The 24,299-nt window shown below is 68.9% G+C and carries 21 protein-coding genes and 1 riboswitch; of the genes, 8 read left to right on the forward strand and 13 right to left on the reverse strand.

What is annotated here, in order from left to right; genetic code table 11:
- Positions 1–22: 22 nt before the first annotated feature.
- A complete protein-coding gene (ftsH, locus tag CA951_RS27140) occupies positions 23–2,314 on the reverse strand; it encodes an ATP-dependent zinc metalloprotease FtsH (RefSeq protein WP_087559772.1) in 2,292 nt (763 codons plus the stop codon).
- A gap of 212 nt (positions 2,315–2,526) precedes the next feature.
- Positions 2,527–3,873 carry an amidase gene (locus tag CA951_RS27145; RefSeq protein ID WP_087559773.1) on the reverse strand — a complete coding sequence of 449 codons (1,347 nt, stop codon included), beginning with the start codon at positions 3,871–3,873 and terminating at the stop codon, positions 2,527–2,529.
- 164 nt (positions 3,874–4,037) lie between these two features.
- On the opposite strand from CA951_RS27145, the gene CA951_RS27150 reads away from it, so the two are divergent.
- Positions 4,038–6,140, forward strand: coding sequence for a serine/threonine-protein kinase (locus CA951_RS27150; protein ID WP_087559774.1), 2,103 nt, complete (start codon positions 4,038–4,040; stop codon positions 6,138–6,140).
- Positions 6,141–6,150: 10 nt separating this feature from the next.
- Here the strand turns inward: CA951_RS27150 and hpt are convergent, their stop codons facing one another.
- The 4 genes from hpt to dacB are packed head-to-tail and all read right to left on the reverse strand — an operon-like array spanning position 6,151 to position 10,141.
- A complete protein-coding gene (hpt, locus tag CA951_RS27155; protein WP_072947351.1) occupies positions 6,151–6,705 on the reverse strand; it encodes a hypoxanthine phosphoribosyltransferase in 555 nt (184 codons plus the stop codon).
- A 4-nt stretch (positions 6,706–6,709) separates the two neighbouring features.
- A complete protein-coding gene (tilS, locus tag CA951_RS27160) occupies positions 6,710–7,690 on the reverse strand; it encodes a tRNA lysidine(34) synthetase TilS (RefSeq protein ID WP_087559775.1) in 981 nt (326 codons plus the stop codon).
- Between the two features lie 19 nt (positions 7,691–7,709).
- The gene (locus CA951_RS27165; protein WP_087559776.1) at positions 7,710–8,756 is read right to left on the reverse strand and encodes a zinc-dependent metalloprotease; all 1,047 of its coding nucleotides are present in this window, start codon (positions 8,754–8,756) and stop codon (positions 7,710–7,712) included.
- Positions 8,756–10,141, reverse strand: a complete 1,386-nt coding sequence (gene dacB, locus CA951_RS27170; protein ID WP_087559777.1) for a D-alanyl-D-alanine carboxypeptidase/D-alanyl-D-alanine-endopeptidase — start codon at positions 10,139–10,141, stop codon at positions 8,756–8,758. Before dacB ends, CA951_RS27165 begins: the two co-directional genes overlap by 1 nt.
- 131 nt (positions 10,142–10,272) lie before the next feature.
- Here dacB and CA951_RS27175 point away from each other — a divergent pair, with 131 nt between their 5' ends.
- On the forward strand, positions 10,273–10,764 hold the full coding sequence (locus CA951_RS27175; protein WP_087559778.1) for an inorganic diphosphatase: 492 nt from the start codon (positions 10,273–10,275) through the stop codon (positions 10,762–10,764).
- A gap of 70 nt (positions 10,765–10,834) precedes the next feature.
- Here the strand turns inward: CA951_RS27175 and CA951_RS27180 are convergent, their stop codons facing one another.
- Positions 10,835–12,493 (reverse strand): MDR family MFS transporter, encoded by a 1,659-nt coding sequence (locus CA951_RS27180; RefSeq protein WP_087559779.1) that lies wholly within the window; start codon positions 12,491–12,493, stop codon positions 10,835–10,837.
- A 125-nt stretch (positions 12,494–12,618) separates the two neighbouring features.
- Positions 12,619–13,449 carry a crotonase/enoyl-CoA hydratase family protein gene (locus tag CA951_RS27185; protein WP_087559780.1) on the reverse strand — a complete coding sequence of 277 codons (831 nt, stop codon included), beginning with the start codon at positions 13,447–13,449 and terminating at the stop codon, positions 12,619–12,621.
- Between the two features lie 82 nt (positions 13,450–13,531).
- Between CA951_RS27185 and CA951_RS27190 the strand changes: the two genes are divergently transcribed.
- Both CA951_RS27190 and CA951_RS27195 read left to right on the forward strand, forming a co-directional pair.
- A complete protein-coding gene (locus CA951_RS27190; protein WP_087559781.1) occupies positions 13,532–14,851 on the forward strand; it encodes a monooxygenase in 1,320 nt (439 codons plus the stop codon).
- 75 nt (positions 14,852–14,926) lie between these two features.
- Positions 14,927–15,994: an alpha/beta fold hydrolase gene (locus CA951_RS27195; protein WP_087559782.1), complete on the forward strand. Its 1,068-nt coding sequence runs from the start codon at positions 14,927–14,929 to the stop codon at positions 15,992–15,994.
- Between the two features lie 50 nt (positions 15,995–16,044).
- On the opposite strand, the gene CA951_RS27200 is transcribed toward CA951_RS27195, so the two are convergent.
- Positions 16,045–16,623, reverse strand: coding sequence for a TetR/AcrR family transcriptional regulator (locus CA951_RS27200; protein WP_087559823.1), 579 nt, complete (start codon positions 16,621–16,623; stop codon positions 16,045–16,047).
- A gap of 124 nt (positions 16,624–16,747) precedes the next feature.
- On the opposite strand from CA951_RS27200, the gene CA951_RS27205 reads away from it, so the two are divergent.
- From CA951_RS27205 to dszD, 3 genes are all read left to right on the forward strand, one after another.
- Positions 16,748–17,839, forward strand: a complete 1,092-nt coding sequence (locus CA951_RS27205) for a hypothetical protein (protein ID WP_087559783.1) — start codon at positions 16,748–16,750, stop codon at positions 17,837–17,839.
- Positions 17,840–17,873: 34 nt separating this feature from the next.
- Positions 17,874–18,347: a YbaK/EbsC family protein gene (locus CA951_RS27210; RefSeq protein ID WP_087559784.1), complete on the forward strand. Its 474-nt coding sequence runs from the start codon at positions 17,874–17,876 to the stop codon at positions 18,345–18,347.
- A gap of 87 nt (positions 18,348–18,434) precedes the next feature.
- The gene (gene dszD / locus CA951_RS27215) at positions 18,435–19,019 is read left to right on the forward strand and encodes an NADH:FMN oxidoreductase DszD (protein WP_087559824.1); all 585 of its coding nucleotides are present in this window, start codon (positions 18,435–18,437) and stop codon (positions 19,017–19,019) included.
- A gap of 5 nt (positions 19,020–19,024) precedes the next feature.
- Here the strand turns inward: dszD and CA951_RS27220 are convergent, their stop codons facing one another.
- From CA951_RS27220 to CA951_RS27230, 4 genes are all read right to left on the reverse strand, one after another.
- Positions 19,025–19,651 carry a hypothetical protein gene (locus CA951_RS27220; RefSeq protein ID WP_087559785.1) on the reverse strand — a complete coding sequence of 209 codons (627 nt, stop codon included), beginning with the start codon at positions 19,649–19,651 and terminating at the stop codon, positions 19,025–19,027.
- 55 nt (positions 19,652–19,706) lie between these two features.
- Entirely contained in the window at positions 19,707–19,799 is a 93-nt protein-coding gene (locus CA951_RS45205; protein ID WP_368680942.1) for a putative leader peptide, read from the reverse strand.
- A 4-nt stretch (positions 19,800–19,803) separates the two neighbouring features.
- Positions 19,804–21,099 (reverse strand): aminotransferase class V-fold PLP-dependent enzyme, encoded by a 1,296-nt coding sequence (locus CA951_RS27225; protein WP_087559786.1) that lies wholly within the window; start codon positions 21,097–21,099, stop codon positions 19,804–19,806.
- Between the two features lie 51 nt (positions 21,100–21,150).
- Positions 21,151–21,265, reverse strand: a riboswitch (SAM riboswitch).
- Between the two features lie 81 nt (positions 21,266–21,346).
- Positions 21,347–22,612, reverse strand: coding sequence for an MCE family protein (locus tag CA951_RS27230; RefSeq protein ID WP_373414404.1), 1,266 nt, complete (start codon positions 22,610–22,612; stop codon positions 21,347–21,349).
- Between the two features lie 200 nt (positions 22,613–22,812).
- Between CA951_RS27230 and CA951_RS27235 the strand changes: the two genes are divergently transcribed.
- Positions 22,813–24,294, forward strand: a complete 1,482-nt coding sequence (locus CA951_RS27235; protein ID WP_087559826.1) for a cytosine permease — start codon at positions 22,813–22,815, stop codon at positions 24,292–24,294.
- Positions 24,295–24,299: the final 5 nt, after the last annotated feature.

Below are 24,299 nucleotides of genomic sequence, written 5' to 3' on the forward strand. Positions count from 1 at the left end.
CAACAGCCTAGTGTCGGGCGGATCAGTTCGATCCGTCCGGTCCTTTCCAGGCCCTCGTCTGCGCGTCGTCGTCCCCGGTGCCCCGCTGCTCGTGCGGCGGATTCCACTGGTTCCCCGGACCCTGGTTGGTGCCCGGGCCCTGGTTTCCGGGGTACTGCCCCTCCGGATTCTGGTTGCCCGGATCGCGCGGCGGCCAGCCCGGAGCCGACCATCCGGCGGGGGCGCCGTAGTCGGGACGCGGCTGCTGCGTCATGCCGCCCTGCGGCCTGGCCGGAGCGGGCTGCGAGTAGCCGTTGGCCGGCGACGGCTGCGGGTACTGCTGCTGAGGCGGGGCCGACTGCGACTGCTGCTGCGCGAACACCGGTTCGGCCTGCTGGGGCCACGGCTCGCCACGCTCGGTCGCGAGTTCCCGCGGCGTCTTGACCGGCGGCTTGTCGGACGGGGTCCGGTGGCCGAAGTCGTTGAACGCCGTGATCCGGGGGCGCTTCTCGACGCTGTGGAAGATCTTCTCGAGATCCTTGCGGGTGAGGGTCTCGCGCTCGAGCAGTTCGGTCGCCAGGATGTCCAGCACGTCGCGGTACTCGTTGAGGATCGCCCACGCCTCGGTGTGCGCCGCCTCGATGAGGTTGCGGACCTCTTCGTCGATCTCGCGCGCGACCTCGTGGGAGTAGTCGGACTGCTGCCCCATCGACCGGCCCAGGAACGGGTCGCCGCCCTCCTGGCCGTACCGCACCGCACCCAGCCTGGCGCTCATGCCGTACTCGGTGACCATCGACCGGGCGATCTTCGTCGCCATGTCGATGTCGGAGGATGCGCCGGTGGTGGGCTCGTGGAACACGAGTTCCTCGGCGGCGCGGCCACCCATCGCCATGACCAGGCGGGCAATCATCTCGGACCGCGTCATCAGGCCCTTGTCGTCCTCGGGCACCGTCATCGCGTGACCACCGGTGCGGCCACGGGCCAGGATGGTGACCTTGTAGACCGGCTCGATGTCGGGCATCGCCCACGCGGCGAGCGTGTGCCCGCCCTCGTGGTACGCGGTGATCTTCTTCTCGTGCTCGCTGATGATGCGGCTCTTGCGGCGGGGGCCGCCGACGACCCGGTCGACGGACTCCTCGAGCGAGGCCTCCGTGATGACGGTGCCGTTCTCGCGGGCGGTGAGCAGCGCGGCCTCGTTGATGACGTTGGCCAGATCCGCGCCCGACATTCCGACGGTGCGCTTGGCCAGGCCCTCGAGGTCGGCGTGCTGATCGATCGGCTTGCCCTGCGAGTGAACCTTCAGGATGGCGCGTCGGCCGGCGAGGTCGGGGGCGCCGACCGGGATCTGCCGGTCGAAGCGGCCCGGGCGCAGCAGCGCCGGGTCCAGGATGTCGGGGCGGTTGGTGGCGGCGATCAGGATGACGCCGGTGCGGTCACCGAAACCGTCCATCTCGACGAGCAACTGGTTGAGGGTCTGCTCACGCTCGTCGTGACCGCCACCGAGACCGGCGCCACGCTGACGTCCGACGGCGTCGATCTCGTCGACGAAGATGATGCAGGGGCTGTTCTGCTTGGCCTGGTCGAACATGTCGCGCACACGGGACGCACCGACACCGACGAACATCTCGACGAAGTCCGAACCGGAGATCGTGAAGAAGGGGACACCGGCCTCGCCTGCTACCGCGCGGGCGAGCAGAGTCTTACCGGTTCCGGGCGGACCGTATAGCAGGACGCCCTTGGGAATCTTCGCGCCCAATGCCTGGTAGCGCGCCGGATTCTGCAGGAAGTCCTTGATCTCGTACAGCTCTTCGACCGCCTCGTCCGCACCCGCGACGTCGGCGAACGTGGTCTTCGGCATGTCCTTGTTGAGCTGCTTGGCCTTGGATTTGCCGAAGCCCATTACGCCGCCGCGACCGCCGCCCTGCATGCGGCTCATCACGAAGAAGAAGATGCCGAGCAGGATCACCATCGGCAGCACGAACAGCAGGATCGACGTGAGCCAGCTCTCCTGCGTGACCGTGGTGTTGTAGCTCTGCAGCCCCTTGTCGGAGATCTCGTTGAAGATCTGCTCGGACGCCGACGCCGGGTACTTGGCAAGGATCTCGGTCTTGCCGTCGGTGGCGTCGTTGCCGTCCTTCAGCCACAGGCGCACCTGCTGCTCCCGGTCGTCGATCTGCGCCTTGTCGACGTTGTTCGCGTCGAGTTGCGCGATCGCCACGGAGGTGTCGACACCCTTGAATCCGCGCGTGTCGTTGCCGAAGTAGCTGAAGGCGTAGATCACCAGCAGGATGCCGGCAACTATCGCCAGGTTTCGAAACACAGTCTTACGGTTCATACAGGTCGGCCGAGATGGCCGGTCCTTTCGAGAGTGCGGGTCTTCCGGGTGCGCCTTCCGGCTGCCAACCGGACAAACCAGGTTACCGCGAAGGCACCCCGGCGACTCCAGGTAGCAGCCAACCGCTGTCGCGAGCGGTCGCTATTTCGTTCAACGCACGCGGCGGCCCATCGGTTCCCTCCGCCTCGATCCGGGTCCGGATGTGCGCGAGTTCACCGCGTGGGCGCGACCCTCGGCCAGCCGCCGCCGACCCGCTCGATGTGCGCGGCCAGGGCCAGGATCCTGGCCTCGCCACCGGGCGGCGCCGCGATCTGCACGGCCAGCGGGGTGCCCGAATGCGAGTGCGTGCCGACGGGGACACTGGCCGCCGGCCAGCCGACGAGATTCCACAGCGCGCTGAGCGGGGCGTACCGCACGTTGGCCACGATGTTCGACAACCAGGACCGCTCGCTCCACGTCGTCGCCGCGAGCGGCGGCTGTGCGAGCGCCGGGGTGATCACGACGTCGTAGTTCTCGAAGAAGGCGCGCAGCGAGTCCTCGAGCCTGTTCACCTGCTCCGGGCGGACGAACCGGCCGAGTGCGCGGCCCAGCGCGACGTGCCTGCGGGTCCGCGGCTGCAGTCGCCTGCGGTCGAGGCCCTTCGCGTCGGCGGCCGTTCCCGCCGTCCAGCGGGCGAGAACCGGAATCAGGTTGATTGGGTACGGCAACGTCGCGGGCTCCACGTCGTGGCCCGAGCCGGTCAGTTCCGTCCCCGCGCGCACGGCCGCGTCCCGCCACTGCGGATCGACCGTCGCCAGGAACGTCGGCGACCCCGACGCCACCGCGATCCGCAGCGGCTCCGACGGCCCGATCCGCGCGAGTTCGGGACGGTCGGCGATCACGGACAGCATGAGGGCGGCGTCGTCGACGGTCGTGGCGATGGGCCCGTTCTCGGCCATGCCGAACCACGAGGTGGCGCCGAGTTCGGACGGCACGACTCCCCTGCCCGGTTTGATGCCGAACACTCCGCAGTTGGCCGAGGGGATGCGGATCGAACCCAGACCGTCGGTCCCGTGTGCCAGCGGCACCATTCCCGCGGCGACGGCGGCGGCGGCTCCCCCGGACGAGCCGCCGCAGGTCCGCGACGGATTCCACGGGTTGCGGGTGATGTGCCCGGGCGCGTCGGTGGTTCCCCACACCGCCAGTTCGGGAAGAGTCGTCAGGCCCACGACGACCGCTCCCGCCGCACGCAGTCGCGCCACGACCGGATGGTCGGCGGCCTTCGGTTCGGCGCTGGTCGCGCCCGATCCCTCGCGCATAGGCCACCCGGCCACGGGGATGACGTCCTTGATCGCGACGGGCACTCCGGCCAGTGGAAGGGTGGCCAGATCCGGTCGGCGGGACAGGGCGAGCGCTTCGGCTCGGGCCTGGTCGCCGAGGACGGCGGCGAACGCCTGGATCTTCGGTTCACGCTCCGCGATGGCCGCGAGCGCGGCCTCGACCTGCTCCATCGGGCGCGAGACGCCCGAGCGGACCTGCTCGGCGACGACGACGGCTGAGGTGAACGGGGAGTCCCCCATCACCTGAGTATATGGTGCAGCGCAGCAGCAATTTCGAGTATTCGCGCTGGATACGGCAGGTCTGCGGGGTTACCATTCGCTTGTCCCTGGATGGGACTCTTCACACCGCTCCAGACAACCTCGATGTGCCCAGAGAACCCGCCCAGTAGAACCCTCGATGTGCAATGACCAGAGGAAACGGGTCGGGCAGAGACGGATCGGCCGCTGGATCGGACTCTGCCGAACGGACCGTCGGAGTCACGAACTCCGAACACGAGAGCAGCGAAGCGACGGTCGCGGCCGGCCCGCCGACGGTGACGGCTGAGCAAACCCGGTCCGCACGGACGATAACCGCCGAGCAGACCGCACTCGCCGAGCAGACCGCCGCGGCCGAACAAACCGCTGCCGCGGAACAGACCGCGGAGGCCGGTCCGACCGTGACCGCCCGGCAGCCGGACACGCTCATCACCATGCCGCCGGGCAATGCGGCGCTCGACGACGTGGAGGTCGGGCAGCAGGTCGACGACTTCGATCTGCTGATGAGTTTGGGCAGCGGCGCGTTCGGCCGCGTGTTCCTCGCACGTCAGCGGTCGATGCAGCGTCTCGTGGCGGTGAAGATCTCCCACGACAAGGGGAACGAGCCGCAGACCCTCGCGAAGCTCGATCACGACTACATCGTCCGCGTGTTCGACCAGCGGCTGCTCGCGGACCGCGAACTGCGCCTGCTCTACATGCAGTACCTGCCGGGTGGCACCCTGCTGCGGGTTCTGCGGCGGGTGCGCGTCACGCCCGAGCAGGAGCGGACCGGCAGCCTGCTGCTCGACGTCGTCGACGAGGAGATGCGGGAGAAGGGCGAGCTCAGGCCCACCGACTCGAGTGTGCGGGACGAGATCGCGTCGCTCACCTGGCCCGAGACGATCGCGTGGCTGGGACGGCGACTGGCCGAGGCCCTCGACTACGCCGGTAAACGGGGCGTCCTGCACCGCGACATCAAACCCGCCAACATCCTGCTGACGGCGGAGGGTGTGCCCAAGCTCGCCGATTTCAACATCAGTTTCAGCGACTCCGTCACCGGGGCGTCACCGCTCGCCTACTTCGGCGGGTCCCTGGCCTACATGTCCCCCGAGCAACTGGAGGCGTGTCACCGCGGAATGCCGGGAACGGCGGCGGACCTCGACACCCGCAGCGATATTTTCGCGCTCGGGGTGATGCTGTGGGAGCTGATGTGCGGGCGGCGCCCGTTCCAGGACGAGGACGTGTCGAGCGAGTCGCTCGCCGCGCTCGAGGCGATGCTGGACAGCCGCAGCCGGGACGTCGACCCGGAGTTTCTGGACCAGTTGCCCGCCGACTGCCCGCCGTCGCTGCGCCGGGTACTGCTGACGTGTCTGGCGCCGAAGCCGGAGGACCGGTGGTCGACGGGCGCCGAACTGGCCCAGCAGTTCGACCTGTGCCTGAACCCGCGGGCCCGTGATCTCGTCGATCCGCCGCCGAACAGTTGGCGCATGCGGTTGCGTCGGTTCGCCCTCCCGATTCTGGTTTTCGGTATCGCGGTGCCGAACGCCCTCGCGGGTGCGTACAACTATCACCACAACAAGATGCTGATCATCAGCAATCTGACGCCGGAGGCGCAGCAGTCGTTCGAGGGGATCCAGTTGGTGATCAACTCGATCGCGTTCCCGTTGGGCGCGATCATGCTGCTCTACTGGTGCCGCTACCCGCTGCTGGTTCCGCGGGGTCTGCGCAAGGGCCGGACGTACGACCGCCAGACTCTGGCCCGTGCGCGCACCGACACGTTGCTGCTCGGCGACCGCGTGGTGCTCGTCGTGTTCGGGTTGTGGGTGATCGCGGGAATCGCCTATCCGATTTCCCTGCAACTCGCGGCGGGGAACGTGCCGCCGGGCGCGTACGTGCACTTCATCGCGTCGCTGATCGTGTGCGGTGCCGTGTCGGTGGCGTACCCGTTCTTCGTGGTGGCGTTCTTCGCGGTGCGCTGCATCTACCCGACCCTGCTACCGCAGGACATCGCGAGCAGCGCCGACGCACACAAACTGCGGGGCCTCGACCGCCGCAGCACGCTGTATCTCGCGGTGGCCGCGTCGGTTCCGCTGGCCGGTGTGGCCGGGGTGACGTTCCTGTCGCCCGACGAGATCACGCTGGTGATCATCGCCGTCCGCATTCTTTGCGTCGGCGGCATCTTCGCGTTCGTCGGCGTGTACTGGCTGTTCCGGCAGCTGGAGCAGGATCTGCGGGCCCTGGAACTCGCCGTGTCCCACGAAACCGCCCGCTGACGGGCGGGGTTCAGCCGCCGTAGACGGAGGGCTCGAGCGTTCCGATGTACGGCAGGTCGCGGTACCGCTCGGCGTAGTCGAGGCCGTAGCCGACGACGAACTCGTTGGGAATGTCGAAGCCGACGTTCGCGACGTTGATGTCGACCTTGATGGCGTCGGGCTTGCGCAGCAACGTGACGACCTCGAGCGACGCCGGGTTCCGCGTCGAGAGGTTGCGCATCAGCCAGGACAGTGTGAGACCGGAGTCGATGATGTCCTCGACGATCAGCACGTGGCGGCCGGCGATGTCCTTGTCGAGGTCCTTGAGGATGCGCACGACACCCGAGGACGACGTGGACGACCCGTAGGAGCTGACGGCCATGAACTCCATCTGGGTGGGGATGGGTAGGGCCCGCGCGAAGTCGGTCATGAAGAAGATGGCGCCCTTGAGGACACCCACCAGGAGCAGATCCCCTTCCGGGGCGCCCTCCGGGTAGCGCTTGGCGATCTCCTCGGCCAGTTCGACGGTACGTCGACGGATCTCGTCCTCGGAGATCAGTACCGATGCGATGTCGCCTTCGTACACGCGATCAAACCCTTCGTCGGTCGTCCAATCCGACGTTCAGCCTGCCACGTCGCCGTCGGACCACCAACCTCGCGTCCGGTGTTCCGCCCCCGACCGCCACCTGTCCCTGCCCCCGCCATCGGGCGACGAGGTCGTCCACGGCCCGCAACTGGGTGTCTCCGAGACCGCGTGCACCGGCCGCGAGCAGCCAGCTGCGCAGGACCCGCCTGCGGACGGGCGGCGCCGACAGGGCGAGGAGCGCCGCGTCGATCTCCCCGTCCACCACGACTTTCGCTTCGGCGTCGGCGGCCACCGCGTCGAGGACGGCCCCCTCCTCGCGCAGGTGTTCCCCGGTGCGGGCGAGGGCCCGGGCGACGCCGCCGCCGAGGACGTCCTCCAGCAGCGGCAGCACCTCGGTGCGCAGCCGCACCCGGACGAAGTCGGGTGAGGCGTTGTGCGGATCCTCGTGCGGGCTGAGGCCTAGTTCCGCGCAGGTCTGCCGGGTCACCGCGCGTCGCACGTCCAGCAGCGGCCTGCCCCACGGACTGTCGTAGGGGCTCATCCCCCAGATGGATCGACCGCCCGAACCGCGAGACAGGCCCAGCAACACCGTTTCGGCCTGATCGTCGAGGGTGTGTCCCAGCAGCACCGGGCGGGTTCCGCGCGCCGAGTCGAGGGCCCGGTAGCGGGCCTGCCGGGCGGCCGCCTCCAGCCCGCCGGATCCGGTCACGTCGACGGGAAGCACGTCGGCGGCCACACAGCCGAGGTCCCGGGCGCGCGCTGCCGCCTCGTCCGCGACGTCGGCCGACCCCGGCTGCAACCGGTGATCGACGACGAGGGCAGTAACCGAATGCGCCTCGGCGGCGGCGGCCGCCGTCAGGGCCAGCGAATCGGCACCACCCGACAGCGCGACCGCGACGTCGGCGTCCGGGGCGTGCGCCGCGATCCAGCGCCGCACGGCGTGACGAACCTCCAGGATCGCCGGCTCCTCGGGAAGCACTGTCACCGGCTCAGCCCTTCGCGAATCAGCCCAGCACCCGGGACACCCAGGCGTCCGGCGCGTCGATCTCCGCGAGGCGGGGCAACGTGTCGGGTCCGGTCCACACGACGTTGAACCGGTCCATCCCGACCTTGTCCACGACGGCGTCGACGAATGCCTTGCCGCGCACGTACTGCGCCATCTTCGCGTCCATCCCGAGCAGCGCCCGGATGAGGCGCTGCACCGGGTTGCTCTTGCGGCGGCGCCTGCTGTCGAAGGCCGCGCGGATGGCGGCCACCGACGGCACGACCGCGGGACCGACCGCGTCCATCACGTGGTCCGCGTGTCCCTCGAGGAGGGTTCCGAGCACCAGCAGGCGGTCGAGTGCGTCACGCTGCGGCTCGGCCTGGGTCGCGCGCAGGAGTCCGACGATGCCGCCCGGTGCACCCGACTCGTCGGGCTCCGTGCGCCCGCGGTCGCGCAGCGCGGAGGACAACCGGCCGACGATGTCGGTGATCGACTCGTCCTCGGCCGATCCGAGGGTCTCCACCGATTCCTGCATGTACCCGGTGAGCCACGGTGACGACGAGAACTGCACCCGGTGCGTCACCTCGTGCAGGCACACCCAGAGCCGGAAGTCGCTGGGCTGCACCCGCAGTGTGCGCTCGACGGCCACCACGTTGGGCGCGACGAGCAGCAGGGTTCCGTTGTCGCCGGTGAACGGGTCGTACTGGCCGAGGATCGCCGAGGACAGGTAGGCGAGCATCGCCCCGGCCTGAATGCCCGCCGGCTTGCCGAGCAGCATGCCGGGGGCGGCGTCGCCGCCGGTGAGTTGCGACATCGAATGCGCGGCTGCGTGGATCCACCCCGCCCGGTCGAGGATCTGGGCGGTGGGCACCGGCAGTCCGTCGGCGAGTCCGGTGACTTCCCGCACGGGCAGTTCCGCACGCATCGACGCGTCGGCCAGTTCCGCGACCACGGTCTCGGCCGTGTATCGCGACGTGGCTGGCCCGCTGCGCGCCAGCCTCACCCCCGTCCTGGCTGCGAGTTTCCAGTCGACGGCACCGCTGAAGGCGTTTCCTTCGGCGGCCATCACTGGCACCCGCACGTGCGGAGCGCGGCCGCCAGTGCGTCGAGTGCGGGACGGCTGACCTCCGGCGGGCGGTCGTTGGACATCAGCGCGAACGTGAGGACGCGCCCGTTCTGGTCCACCACGTAGCCGGCGAGGGCGCTGGCCGTGGACAGGGTGCCGGTCTTCGCCCGCACCCATCCGGCGCCGGTGCGGTTGCCCGACGCGTACCGGTCCGACAGGCTGCCCGTGGCGCCTGCCACCGGCAGGTAGTCGAGCATCGGCCGCAGGGCGGGATTCCCCTCCCCGGCGGCGGCCGTCAGGACCTGGTCGAGCGTGTGCGGTGCGATGAGGTCGTCGACAGACAGCCCGCTCGCGTCGTGCAAGGTGAGCCCCGTCAGATCGAATCCGGCGCCGGTCAGGGTCTGGCCGATGGTCGCGACGGCGCCCGCGAACGATGCTTCTGCGCCGGCATTCATGGCAACCTCCCGCCCGATCGCTTCGGCAAGCACATTGTCCGAGTGTTCCATCATCTGCCGCAACCGGTCGCGCAGCGGCGCGGACTGCACACTCGCGACAGTAGCGGCGCCGGGTGCCGCGACCCCCGACGCGACCGCCGAGGGGTCGACACCGAGCGCACCGGCCAGCGTCCGCCCGGCGTCGAGCGCGGGCGTCGAACTGCGCGGCGACTCGTCCACGAGCGGGTCGGCGCGTCCGCCGTCGATCATGATCGGCTCGGTGGGGGTGATGAATCCGGCGCCGACATCGGTCGGGAACCATCCCTGCGCCATGGTGTCGCCCGAATAGATGCTCGTGTCGACCACGATGCGCGTCACCTGGATGCCCGCATTGCGGATCTGATCGACCAGTTGCGAGATGTGCGCCGCACCCGGGTAGTAGCCGTTCTCCCCGACCGGCTTCGCGGTGAGAGTGGGATCACCACCGGCGATGAGGACGATCTCCCCGGGAGCCGCCCCCTGCACCACCGTCGTCGTGACGCGGTGATCGGACGGCAGCGACAGCAGCGCGGATCCGGCGGTGAGGACCTTCGTGGTGGACGCAGGCGTCATCGGGGTCTGCGGGTTGACGCTCCACAGCACCTGACCGGTGACGGCGTCGGCGACCGATCCGCTGAACTTGCCGAGGTCGGGGTTGGCGGCGGCCGGACCGACCGCGGCGGCAATCCCCTGCGCGCTCGGCATCGGCGCGTCGTCCGGGACCGGCGTGACCTGCGGGGCCGCGATGATCGGAGCCGGTTCGGGGACGATCGTCAGTTCGCCGCGCCCCGCCGACGCGTTGTGCGCGCTCACCGCGACCACCAGCACGGCGGCCATCGCGAGCACAACGACGACGACCGACGCGAACAGAATTCGCATGTTCCGACGGTGGCGTCCCGCCAACGAGCCCATCTTCTTCTTTCCCTGGCCCGGCAACGCGCCTCCGTCTTCACTGTGATTCGTGGGTGGTCAGACAACCAACCTTATCCTCGACCCGATATCCTCTCCCCGAATCATCATCGACACGACAGCGAGGAATCGGCGTGGAGTTCGACGTCACCATCGAGATCCCCAAGGGTCAGCGAAACAAGTACGAGGTCGACCACGTGACCGGTCGCGTGAAACTGGACCGCTACCTGTACACCGCGTTCGGCTACCCGGCCGACTACGGCTTCATCGAGAACACCCTCGGCGAGGACGGCGACCCGCTGGACGCGCTGGTCCTGCTCCCCGAGTCGGTGTTCCCCGGCGTCATCGTCGAGGCACGCCCCGTGGGCATGTTCAAGATGGTCGACGAGGCCGGCGGCGACGACAAGGTGCTGTGTGTGCCTGCCGGCGACCCGCGCTGGGACCACATCCAGGACATCGGCGACGTCCCGCAGTTCGAACTGGACGCCATCAAGCACTTCTTCGTCCACTACAAGGACCTCGAGCCGGGCAAGCACGTCGAGGGCGCTGACTGGGTCGGGCTCGCCAAGGCGAAGGCGGAGGTCGAGGCGTCGATCAAGCGTCTGAAGGACAACGGCGGGCACTGAGCCCTCCCGACGTTCGCGGCGACGGCGTCCAGTTCCCCGGTCATCGGGTGGGCTGGGCGCCGTTGCCGTCTCACTCCCCCGCGTCGCCCCGTGCCGCGGCCTGGAGTCCGGACTCGCTGCGGAGGGGCACTTCCTTCCACAGCACGGTGAGGACGAATGCGACGACGGCGAGCATCGACACGGTGAGGAAGACGGATCCGATGGCGTCGGCGAATCCTTCTCGGAAGGGCAGGGCGAGCACGTCGTCGAGCCTTCCGATCACCGAACTGTCCGTGAGGACGCCGCTGACGCCTGCGTGGTCGGGGCTGAGCATTCCCTGACCCATGGCGGCCTCGGCGGGGTCGTTGCTCTGCGCGGCGGCGACCACGGCCCGCCGGAAGTCGGACGTGCCCGCTGCGGCCGTCACCCGCTCGCCGATGGCCGGGGTGAGGCGGGAGAAGAGGATCGACAGGAAGATCGCGACGCCTGCGGTGCCGCCGATCTGCCGGAAGAAGGTGGCCGCTCCGGTCGACACTCCCATGTCCTGCGGCGGCAGGGCGTTCTGAATGGCGAGGGTGAGCGGCTGCATCAGGTTTCCGAGACCGAGTCCCAGGATCAGCATGAACGCCATCACGACGGGCATCGGGGTGTCCGCTGCCAGCGTGTGCAGCAGGAACGCGCCGACCGCGATGAGGGCGGTCCCCAGGATCGGGAAGTACCGGTAACGCCCGGTCCGCGAAATCATCTGGCCGCTCACCACCGAACCCGCCATGAGGCCGAGGACCATCGGCAGGATCTGGAATCCGGCGAGGGTGGGGCTCGAGCCTTTCACCACCTGCAGGTACTGGGGCAGGAGGCTGATGCCGCCGAACATGACGGCGCCCACGACGAGGCTGATGACGACGCCGAGCGCGAAAGTGCTGTTGCGGAAGAAGCGCATCGGGATGAGTGCGTCGTCTTTCATCGCGAGTTCCACGAGCACGAACGCCAGCACGCCGAGGACGCCGATCACATAGCACACCAACGACTTCGAGTTGTCCCATCCCCAGGTATGCCCCTGTTCGGCGACGATGAGCAACGGCACGACCCCCACCGCGAGGGCGATCGCGCCCCACCAGTCGATCCGCCGGCTTCCGCCCGATCGTCGCGGGAGGTGCAGCACCCGGGAGACGACGGTGAGCGCGACCAGCCCGACGGGCACGTTGACCAGGAAAACCCAACGCCAGCCGTCGATTCCGAGGATCGCGTCCTGTCCGGCGAACAGTCCGCCGAGGACCGGCCCGAGCACGCTGGACGTGCCGAACACGGCCAGGAAGTAGCCCTGGTACTTGGCACGCTCACGCGGGGAGACGATGTCGCCGATGATGGTGAGCGCCAACGAGAACAGACCGCCGGCGCCGAGTCCCTGCACCGCGCGGAAGGCCGCGAGCATGTACATCGACGTCGAGAACGTGCACAGGACCGAGCCGATCACGAACACCGTGATGGCGAACATGAAGAACGGTTTGCGGCCGTAGATGTCGGACAGTTTGCCGTAGAGCGGCGTCGCCAGGGTGGCGGTGACGAGGTAGGCGGTGGTGGCCCACGCCTGCAGCGAGTAGCCGTCGAGGTCGTCGGCGATGGTGCGGATCGCCGTCGCCACGATCGTCTGATCGAGCGCGGCGAGGAACATGCCGAGCATCAACCCGCTGAGTACAGCCAGGATCTGCCGGTGGGTGTAGGCCACCGGCGTTTCGACCGAATTCGACACTGTGTCCTCGCTGCGCTGGTCGTTTACTTGTAGTCGGCAAGTATGCGAGCGCAGCGAGGACTCGGGCAACTGATGGACTGGGCTTTACCTGCGGATAAGCGTCCACCGCCGACGGTGCGGACTGATTACTCGCCCTTGAAGTCGGGGGTGCGCTTCTCGAAGACGGCGGTGATCGCCTCGGTCAGGTCCTGTGACGGCAGGAACGCGGCGTTCCACGCGGCGACATAGCGCAGGCTGTCGTCGACGGCGGCCGCCCGGGAGTGGTCGAGGACGTCCTTGATGCCGTGCACGACGAGCGGCGGGTTCGCCGCGATCTCGCCTGCGGTGGCGTGCGCGGCCGCGAGGACGGCGTCGGCGTCCGCGTAGACACCGTTGACGAGGCCGATCTTCTCCGCATGACCCGCGCCGATGTCCTTGCCGGTGAGTGCGAGTTCCCGCAGATGGCCGTCGCCGATGATGGCGGGCAGCCGGGCGAAGCTGCCCATGTCGGCGACGATCGCGACCTTCACCTCACGGATGCTGAACTGGGCGTCCGCGCTGGCGTACCGGATGTCGCACGCGGAGATGAGGTCGACGCCGCCGCCGATGCACCAGCCCTGGATTGCCGCGACCACCGGCTTGCGGCAGTCGGCGACCGCGTTGATGCCGGACTGCATCCGCTTGATCATGTCGTGGAACGCGGTGCGCGGGCCTGCCTGCGCCTTGTCCGCGAGGACGGAACCGAAGCTGCCGCTCATCGCGGGCAGGTCGAGGCCGAAGGAGAAGTTCTTGCCCGAGCCGGCGATCACCACGGCCCGCACGTCGGGATCGGAGTCGAGTTCACCGAAGATCTCGGGGAGCTCGCTCCAGAAATCCGGCCCCATCGCGTTGCCCTTACCGGGCCCGATGAGCGTCACCTGCGCGACGTGATCCTTGCGCTCGACGGTGAACGCATTCCAGGTCTTCTGTTCGGTCATTACTCGAGAGTAACCTCCGCTCGCCGGTGTCCGGCGAAATACCCTGGAGGTCTCTGCACCGTCTTGCGAACGGACAGCCGCGATGACGCACCGGACGACCCCGGATGGCGACGCCGTAGTCGTCGGCGCCGGAATGGGCGGTCTGCTGGCCGCGGCGGCGCTCGGCAGCACGTTCCGCAACGTCGTCGTCCTCGACCGCGACGTCCTGCCCGACGAGGCCACGGCGCGCCGGTGTGTGCCGCAGGCCCGGCACGTGCACGCCCTCCTCGCCGGCGGGCAGGCTGCGATGGAAGACCTCCTGCCGGGCCTGGTGCCCGAACTCCTGGCGCTCGGCGCCACTGCGGGCGACGCGCTCGGCGACATCCGGTGGATCGTCGACGGGCATCGGATGGCCCGCGGGACCAGCGGGGTTCCCGGCATTCTCGCGAGCAGGCCGCTGGTCGAGTGGCAGGTGCGCCGGCGGGTCCGGGCCCTGCCGAACGTGCGGATCCTGGACCGTTCCGACGTCACAGGCCTCGCCCTGGACGGCGGAGAAGTGACCGGCGTGACCGTGCAGCACCGGGGCGGGGTTCCGCCGGAGGTCGTCGGGGCCGATCTCGTCGTGGACTCGTCGGGCCGCAGTTCGCAGAGTGTCGCCCGGCTCGGCGCGCTGGGGTTTTCGCCGCCGTCCGAGTCGCAGGTGGCCGTGGGCGTCAGCTACGCGACGAGGCACTTCCGGCTCGATCCGCCGCACCTGGACGGCGATTCCGGCATCGGGATGGCGCCGGGACCGTCGAGTCCGCGCAGCGGTTTCATGGGCGTGCAGGAGAACGGCACGTGGATCGTCACGCTGGCCGGGTACGGCGACGACGTGCCGCCGCTGGATCCGGACGGGTTCCTCGACTTCGTGGAGTCGTTCCCGGCCCCGGATATGTACGACGCCTTGCTCACCGCCGTGCCGGTGGACGACGGCGTGCGCTACCGGATCCCGACGACCGTCCGACGGCACTATTCGGCGGACGATCTGCCGTCGAATTATCTGCCGTTCGCGGACGCCATCTGCTCGTTCAATCCCATCTACGGTCAGGGGATGAGCGTCGCCGCGGTGGAGGCGCAGATCTTGCGGGACTGCCTGCGGTCGGGGCGGGCGCATCTCGCTCGCCGGTTTCTGCGGCGGGCGAACCGGTGTATCGATGCGGCGTGGAATCTCACCGTCGACAACGACCTCCGGATCCCGGCCGTGCCGGGACGACGGTCGGCGCGGGTCCGGTCGGTCAATGCGTACGCGGCCCGGCTCGATCGGGCGGCGTCCGTCGATCCGGCCGTCGGGGCGGCGTTCCTCCGGGTGACGCATCTTCTGGACCGGCCGGGCGCGCTGCTGCGGCCGGCGACCGTGCTGCGGGTTCTGCTCTCCTCCCGCTGACGGACCATCGCAGTATTACCTGTATGTTGACGTCACAGATACCTGAAGGATCTGCGCCGCCACGAGAGGAAATCCGTGCTCGACATCGCCTGGAACCCGACGCTGAACACGCTGACCCGCAACGCCTGGCGACTGTCCTTCGGCGGCGGCATCGCGCCCGTCCAGCGCACCCCGTCGACGCGCATCCACGAGGCACCCCATCAGGACCTGTACCGGTTCGACGGTTCCGAGACCGACGACGACCGGCCCATCCTGCTCGTGCCGCCACTCGCCGCGCCCGCACAGTGCTTCGACCTCCGGCCGGGCCAGAGCCTGGCCGCACACCTGGTCGGGTCGGGCAAGGCCACATATCTCGTCGACTACGGAACGATGGGCTACGCCGACCGCGGCCTGGGGTTCGAGGACTGGGTCGACGACTTCATCCCGGCTGCCGTCGACCGGGTGTCCCGGCTCCACGACGGCGCACCCGTCGATCTGATCGGCTGGAGCCTCGGCGGAACGATGTCGCTGCTCACAGCCGCGGGCCGAAGCGATCTGCCGATCGGTTCGGTGACGGCGATCGGCACGCCGATCGACTACGAGTCGGTGACCATGATCGCGCCGCTGCGGGCCGTCGGCCGGTTCACCGGCGACCGCCCCCTCACCACCGCCACGGGCGCGATGGGCGGACTGCCCGCGCCGCTGGTCCAGGCCAGCTACCGTTTCACCGCACTCCAGCGCGAGCTCACCAAGCCGTGGTTCATCGCGCGGAACCTGCACGACACCGAGACCCTGGCCCGCATGGAGTCCATCGACCGGTTCATGGCCGACATGCCGGGATACCCCGCACGCTTCTTCCGCCAGGTCTGCACGCAGCTGATCCTCGGGAACGCACTCACCGCGGGAAGCTTCGAGACCCGGAACGGCGCGATCACGCTGGCCGATCTGACGGTGCCGGTCCTCGCGATCGGCGGCACCGAGGACGTCATCGCCCCGATCCCGTCGGTCCGGGCGGCGACGGACGTGCTCACCGGGTCACCGTCGGTGCGGTTCGAGTCCGCGCCGGGCAGCCACCTGGGACTCGTCGCGGGCCCGAAGGCCAAGGACTCCACATGGGCGCACATCGACGGCTTCCTCGACGGGGTCGTCGCACAGACCGCCTGAAATCACACCAGCCCGGCCCGGGCTGTTCAGACGAGCCCGGCCCGGGCTGTTCAGACGAGCCCGGCCCGGGCGACCGCACCGGCGAACAACGCGGTGACCGCGGCGCCCATCGTCGGCTGGTCCACTTCCTCCGGGTCGACGGAGTGTTCGAGCACGAGGCCGGAGATGAGGGCCATCAGCGAGATGGCCGTGGTGCGGACGTCGAACGTGTCGTCGACTCCCCACTCCCGCGCGCGCTCGCCGATCAATTCGACGAGCCGTCCCCGCAGTTGCCGCCGCTCCCGCAGGTAGGCCTGCGCGATCTGCGGGTCGCGGGCGGCGAGCACGCCGAATTCGAGTACCAGCAGCGACCACCCCGGCTCGCGCACCATCCACGACGCGACGGCCTCACCGCCCTTGCCCGCGGCGTCCGTGGGATTCATGCCGGCGATCTCGGCGAGCACCCGTCCCGCCAGTTCGAGTGAGCGTGCCGCGAAGAGTTCCGCGAACAGGTCCTGCTTCGACTCGAAGTTCGAATAGACCGCGCCCTTGGTGAACCCGGCCCGGCGAGCGACCTCGGCGAGCCGGGCCGCACTGAATCCGCGTTCCGCGAATTCCTCCGCCGCCGCGTCGAGGAGGCGCTGTCGCACGACGTCGCGACCGGGACGCGTCGTCGGCGCCCATTCGGTGTGACGACTGTCCCGTTGACGTTCTTCAGCCACGATACCTAGGGTATTCAATACCCACGGTATCGACAAGGATCGAGGACGTCCGATGACCACCACCGCCAGCGAAACCACCACCCCGGCTCCCGTGCACCACGACAGTCCGGTGTCGAAGTACGGCGCGCCCAAGGTGATGGCCGCGCTGGTCTTCGGCGTTCTCCTTCTCCAACTCGGCTTCATCCTCAGTTATGTGGCCGCGTTCCATCAGCCCACGCCCCGCGACATCGAGGTCGGGGTCGTGGCCGCGGCGGGACTGCCCGCCGGGACGGACCAGCAGGTCGCCGACCGGCTCGACGCGATCGACGGCAACCCGCTCCGCGCACGCGTCGTCTCGGACACCGCGGAAGCCCGCCGCCTCCTCCACGACCGTGAGATCCAGGGCGCGTTCGTTGTGAATCCCGTCGGCCCCGACACCCTGATCACGGCGAGCGCGGGTGGCAGTTCCATCTCCAGCGCGCTCGAATCGGTCCTCACCCAGGTGGAGAACAGTCAGGGTCGCGAGTTCACGGTTCGCGACGAGATTCCCGTCGGCGCACACGACAACCGCGGGCTGTCCGGTTTCTATCTGGCGGTCGGGTGGGTGGTCGGCGGCTACCTGCTCGCGGCCGCGATCGGCCTGTTCATCGGCGCCCCGCGGACGCTGCGCCAGGCGTCGGCGCACACGGCCGTCCTGTTCGGCTATGCCCTGCTCTCCGGCGCGCTCGGCGCCCTGATCACGACGCACGTGCTCGGCACGTTCGCGGGCCACTGGTTCCCGCTGTGGCTCCTCGGGGCCGGTGTCGTCTTCGGCACGGCCGTGTTCACGCTCGGCCTGCGCGCCTCGGTCGGCATCCTCGCGGTTCCGCTAGCGATCGCGGTCTTCGTCATCCTGGGCAACCCCAGCGCAGGCGGGGCATTCGGTTCGAACGTCATCCCCACGTTCTACGCGGCCATCGGGCGGTGGATCACTCCCGGCGCGGGTACCGAGGGAATCCGCAGCATCGTGTACTTCGACGCCGTGGGGCTGGGACAGCCCGCGCTCGCCCTCGCGCTGTACTCCGCGGTCGGGCTGGGACTGCTGTTCGGGTTCACCGTCCGGCGCCTCCGGAAGCTGGAATCGACTACGCCCCGTTCCGATGTCGTGTCGGAAGACGCTTCTTGATGTCGTTCCAGGGGAATGGACCTACTCTTGGTTCATGCCGACGCCCCTGCACCCCCACGCCGCGCATGTCGCCGAGACTCTGATCGCGCGAGGGCACCATGGGGTGATCGTGACCCAGCCCGACTCCACCCACACCGCGGCCGAGGCGGCGGAGTCCCTGGGGGTCGATGTCGGCGCCATCACCAAGTCGCTGGTGTTCCTCCTCGACGACGACCCGATCCTGCTCCTCGTATCGGGGGCGCACGAGGTGGACCTGGCGAACACCGGCAAACGACTGCAGGGAAATTTGACCCAGGCGCCCCTCGACATGGTGCGGATCGCGACGGGGCAGCCGATCGGCGGTATCGCCCCGCTCGGCCATCCCACGAACCTTCCGACCTACGTCGACAACGCCCTCTCGGAGTACCCGGAACTGTGGGCGGCCGCCGGTCACCCGGACACCGTCTTCCGCACGTCGTTCTCGGAGTTGGTCCGGATCACCGCGGGCCTGGCGATCGACGTCGACTGAATACCGGGCGGTTCCCGCCCTTATAGTTGACGTCAGATCTCGTGAACGAGTGACACAGTGCCCACACGGGCCGACCCGGAGAATGATTTGTCCGACAGAGCCGAGAACGCCGATACCGTCGATGGTTCGGACCTCCCCCGCCACCCCGAGCTCGCACCCGGAATCTGTGCGGAGGATTACCGCGCAGCGCTGCGTCGTCACCCGGCGGGCGTCACCATCGTGACCCTCGACTCGGGGTCGGGCCCGGTCGGCTTCACCGCTTCCTCGTTTTCGTCCGTCTCGCTGGCCCCGCCGCTGGTGTCGTTCAACATCGCGAACACGTCGTCGAGCATCGACGCGCTCCATTCGGCGGGCTCGCTGGTGATCCACCTGCTCGGGGAGCACCAGCAGCACCTGGCTCAGCGGTTCTCGCGGAGCGCCGACCAGCGGTTCTCCGACGAGTCGCTGTGGGCGCGGCTCGACACCGGCGAACCGGTGCTCCACGGAACTCCCAGCTGGATGCGGGTCGTCGTGGACCAGCTGATTCCGGTCGGCGACCACACGCTCGTCATCGGCCTCGTCACCCGCGTCCACGCCGAGGCCGACGACGATTCCGCGTCGGCCCCCCTGCTGTATCACGAGGGCCGGTACTACCGGCCCACTCCGCTGGGGTCAGCGAACAACGGCAACTGACCTGGTCAGGACGCCAGCACCCGTTCGACGCGGGGGAGGTCGAAGCGACGCAGCGCTTCGTCCACGGCTTCGGCGGACGTGACGAGACCGCGCTGCTCCAGCCACGGGAGGGTGCCGTCGACGAGCTGCTCGAGAACCCTGGGCAGCGACAGCGGGAGCAGGGTCACGCCGTCGGCGACGCCGGCCGCCTGGATGTCGGCGATGAGCCCGGCGAGGCCGGCCGGAGTTCCGATGTACTGCAACGACACCGGTGCGCGTGGTGCGTCCAGCGCACTGTCGAGGAGGGCCAGCTCCTTGCGCGCGGCGCGGGCTTCTGCGGCGATGAGCACCTCGAGGTCCACCAGGACGGTGACGCTGTCGGGGTCGCGGCCGTCGGCGACGATCTCGGCACGGATCCGTGCGCGCTCCTGCTGCGCCTCACGCAGATCGGCGGCCCGGATCCGGACGACGTTCGGCGGGTACGACGTGAGGTCGAGCTGATCCGTCGAGTCGGCGGTCAGGTCCACCCAGTAGTCGGCGCCGTTGATCGGCCGCGTGCCTGCGGCGCCCTCCGCGGCCGGGTGGTGTCCCGATCCGGTCAGTTCGACGGCGACACGGAGGGGACGGGAAACGAAGGCATTGTCTCGAGACATAAGGGTTCCTCGGGAATGACGTGTGCGTGTGAGTGAAACGGAACGGGAAGACCGGTCAGCTCGAACACATACCCGAGGCGGTTCGGCACAGATCGACGTGCCGACGGCACCAGTGAGCAATCATTGTGCTCCCAGCCTGCGATGCCATGCCGTCATACTAGCGCGTCTCGCGAAAAGCGGGTCTCGGGCACCGGATTCCACTGGCCGCTCTCCTTGGCGTAGGCCCAGTTCCGGCGTCCCGCCACCAGGGTGCGCACGGCGTCGACCAGCCGATCCACGTCGTCGGAGCAGCTTCCGAGACCGACGCTCACCCGCACGGCGCCGTCGGGCCTACCGAGGCGGCCCAGCAGCGGGTGGGCGCAGAAGCGTCCGTCGCGAACTCCGATTCCGTGTTCGGCGGACAGGTAGGCGGCGATCTCCCCCGGCTCGAAACCGTCGATCGTGAACGTCACGATCCCCACGGTGTCGGGGGCGTCCGACCACAGCCGCAGGAACTCCAGGCCGTCGACGGAGCAGAGGCCGTCGAGGAGCCTGCCGGTGAGTGCCGCCTCGTGTTCGGCCACCGTGCCGAAGTCCAGTTCGGACAGCGCATCGCACGCGGCGGCGAGGGCCGCGGCGCCGAGCACGTTGGGGGTCCCCGCCTCGTGCCGGGCGGGGGCGGGCGCCCACTGGGTGGATTCGACGGTCACGTTCCGGACCGCGCCGCCGCCCGCGAGGTAGGGCTCGGCGGCGTCGAGCCAGTCCCGGCGGCCCACGAGCACGCCGGCACCGAACGGCGCGTACAGCTTGTGCCCGGAGAAGGCGAGGTAGTCGACACCCCACTCCTCGACGTCGATGCGGCGGTGCGGTGCGAGCTGCGCGGCGTCGACGAGAATCCGTGCGCCGCAACGATGCGCCACTTCGGCGAGGGCGGCGATCGGCAGCACCTCACCGGTGACGTTGGAGGCACCCGTCACCGCGAGCAGGGCGGTGGGCTTGGAGCACAGTTCGGCGACGAGCAGCCGGACGGTCTCGTCGAGGGTATCCGCCGCCCGCACGACGCGAGAGTCCTTCCACGGCAGCAGGTTCGCGTGGTGCTCGATGTCGAGGACGACAGTGCTGCCCGGAACGCACCCGGCGAGCAGGTTCAGCGAGTCGGTGGTGTTGCGGGTGAACACCACCACCTGGTCGTCGCACGCTCCGACGAACCGGGCCACCGAGTCGCGGGCCTTCTCGTAGCACTCGGTCGACACCCGCGAGGCGTAGCCGGCGCCGCGGTGCACGCTGGAGTACGTCGGAAGCAGGGCCCCGATACGGTCCGTCACCTGCGCCAACGCCGGCGCACTGGCCGCGTAGTCGAAGTTCACGTAGGTGCAGTCACCGCCATGAACGAGCGGAACCCGCAGGTCGGAACCCGAAACCTGAGCCAGGGGGGCAACACACACGTCAGCGGTCAATACAGCAGTCATCACGACATCCCTCGTAGTCAGGGACTCGTCGCAGGGTCGGTGCCCTCTCGGAGTCCGCGCTTGCCGGGTCCGGTATGGACCTCAGCCTGGTCGTCACCCGGAGCACCCCGCCGCGGTGGAGGGTTGCCGACCAGCTAGCCGGGGCTTGACGCTGGTACTCGTGACCTGTTTCGAAGATTGCAGGATCGGCGCGCAGTTGTCAACTCGGCACCCGGGAGGGTCCGGGCGCCGAGTCCCACGACTCGCGTCAGTTGAAGCTGACTCCGAGCAGCGGGGCGAGCTGATTCGCAATCGGTTTGAGGTCCAGCTTGTTCGGGTCCTTCTTGGGTGTGGAGTCCCACGGCTGAACGGTGGCGGGGTCGCCGAACACGATCCGGTTCGCGCTGCGGACGCCGGTGACACTGCCCTGCGGGGCCGCACAGGTGGCGGCGGTGTTCTGCGGGAAGTCCTGCTGCGTGTCGTCGAAGTTCGGATCCTGCCGCTTCATCTCCTGGAGGATCTCCTGGGTTCCCTCGTACCCGACGGTGCACGACGGCGGATCGTTCGTCTCGGCCACCAGGCCCAGGTGAACGGTTCCGTCGTCGGGCGCGATCGTCGACGACGCCGCCGCCACGCCCGGCAGGTACACGAACAGGGTCCGCAGGGCCGCCGCCTGCACCGAGATCACCTTCGCCGTGGCGGACAGGTTGGCGAGGTTCGTCGTGACGCCGGGGCCGACGTCCGAGACCAGTTGCCCCAGATGCCCACTCGCCGGATTTCCATTGTCGATCAGCCGCCGGACGTCGGGATCGCTGCTACGCAGGCGATCCGCGAGCGAGTCGAGGTCGGCACTGAAATCCTTGATCGCCGAGGACTGTTCGGACTGCGTGCCCAGAACTGTCCGGCTGTCGCGCACCAGCGCCACGGTACGGTCGAGTGATTCGGCGCCCGACGTCGAGAGCCCGGACAGCGAGTCCGCCAGCGACTGAAGGTCTTCGCCCTTTCCGTCGAATGCCGCGCCGAGTTCCGTCACGACTGTGTGGAGCGCATCGATCGGCACGGACTCGGTCAATCCCTGTGTACTGGCGAGCAACTCCTCGACGGCTACCGGCGTGGACGTGTCGCGGGCGGCGATGCGGGAGCCGGCCACCAGGAACGGTCCGCGATCGGCGGACGGCTGCAGGTCGACGTACTGCTCACCGATCGCCGACCGGTTCGCCACAACGGCTTTCGTGGACGCGGGAATGTCGGGCGCGCTCTTGTCGATCCTCAATTCGACGACGACGCCGTCCGCGGCGAGGGACATGTTCCCGACCCGTCCGACCGGCACGCCGCGGTAGGTGACTTCGGCGTTGGTGAAGATGCCGCCCGACGTTTCCAGTTCGAGGTTCACGGTGTATTCACCGAAGCCGAGGAGGTTGTCGAGGCGCACATAGTTCGCACCCACGTAGACGAGCCCCATCACGGCGACGAGCACGAAGCCGATCAGCTGCCACCGGATCACGAGACGACTGGCGATGGCGGCGGCAGACACAGGCACTCCAATGGCAGGTAGATACATGAGACGAACGGTCACACATATATCTAGTCCGGTCGCCGGAGCAGCGCAAACTCCGCGCCGCCCACGGTGGCGCACGTCACCCTCAAGTCTTGACTGAATTTTCAGTTTGGAATATGTTCGGTACCCAACAGGACGTGATACCGGTCACCTCCGCCCCGAATGTGAGGTCCGCAGTGTCCACGAATCTCGACCCGACGACGCCCCTCGACGACACCGCCCCCTCCCCGCCGGAGGACCGGTTCGGACACGTCGAGACGATCGGCGTGGAGTACATCCCCGAATCGGAACGCGACTCGCGACCGCTCAACATGCTCGCGGTATTCTTCGGCGGCAATCTGGCGTTCTCCGTGATCGTGTTCGGCTGGCTCCCCATCACATTCGGGCTCAGCTTCGGCAGCGCGCTGGCGGCCAGCGCGATCGGCATCGGGCTCGGCACGCTCCTCATCGCTCCCCTGTCACTCCTGGGCCCGCGCACCGGCACGAACAACACCGTGTCGAGTGGTGCGCACTTCGGAGTGAGCGGACGGATGATCGGCTCGGGGCTCACCCTCCTCTTCGCCCTCGCATACGCGGCGATCGCGGTCTGGACGTCGGGGGACGCACTGATCGCCGCCGCCCACCGCCTGTTCGGCACACCGGTCGACAACGGCATGCTCGCCCTCGGCTACGGCATCATCGCCGCCGAGATCGTGGCCGTCGCACTGTTCGGCCACGGCACGGTGGTCGCACTCCAGAAGTTCGTGCTCCCCGTCGTCGCCGCCCTGCTCCTGCTGGGGGTCTTCGCGTTCGGTGGCCACTTCGACGGCGGAGCGGGCAGCGGCGACTATCTGCTCGGCGGATTCTGGCCCACCTGGATTCTGGCCGTGGTCCTCGCCGTCGGCGGTCCGCTGTCCTACGCCCCGACGCTCGGCGACTACAGCAGGCGGATCTCCCGGGTGCGGTTCAGCGACCGTTCGATCGTCGCGGCCACCATGGCCGGCATCTTCTTCGGACTGTTCCTGACCGCGGCGTTCGGTTCGTTCACCGCGTCGACATTCACCACGCTGAGCGACTCCTACGTCGCCGACCTGGTGGCGGAGGCTCCCGGCTGGTACGTGCTGCCGATCGTCCTCGTCGCCCTCGCGGGCGGACTCGGCCAGGGCGTCCTCAACGTCTACGCCAGCGGGCTCGACCTGGAGGCGCTGATCCCCCGCTTGCGCCGCGTCCACACGACGCTGATCACGTCGGCGCTCGCGGTGGCCTTGCTCTACATCGGCGTCTTCGTCGTCGACGCCGTCGATTCGATCACCGCGATGACGTTGGTGCTCAACGGTTTCGCCGCTCCGTGGGTCGCGATCAACGTCGCCGGATTCCTGGTTGCGCGGCGCGGGCAGTACGACGCCGTCGATCTCCAGGTCTTCAACCTGGGCCGGAAGGGTGGACGGTACTGGTTCACCGGCGGCTGGAACCTGCGCGCCGTCATCCCCTGGGCAGCCGGATCGCTGTTCGGCCTGCTCGCGGTCGACACGTCGCTGTACTCCGGGCCGCTTGCCGACATCGCGCACGGTGTCGATGTCAGTCTGATCGGATCGTCGGTCATCGCCGTGGCCGGCTACCTCGTCGCGCTGCGACTGTGGCCCGAACACGTGGCCCCGGTCGAAGCGCCGTCGTCCTAGCGCGA

This window comes from Rhodococcus sp. NCIMB 12038 (assembly GCF_002165735.1).
Taxonomy (GTDB): Bacteria; Actinomycetota; Actinomycetes; order Mycobacteriales; family Mycobacteriaceae; genus Rhodococcus_F.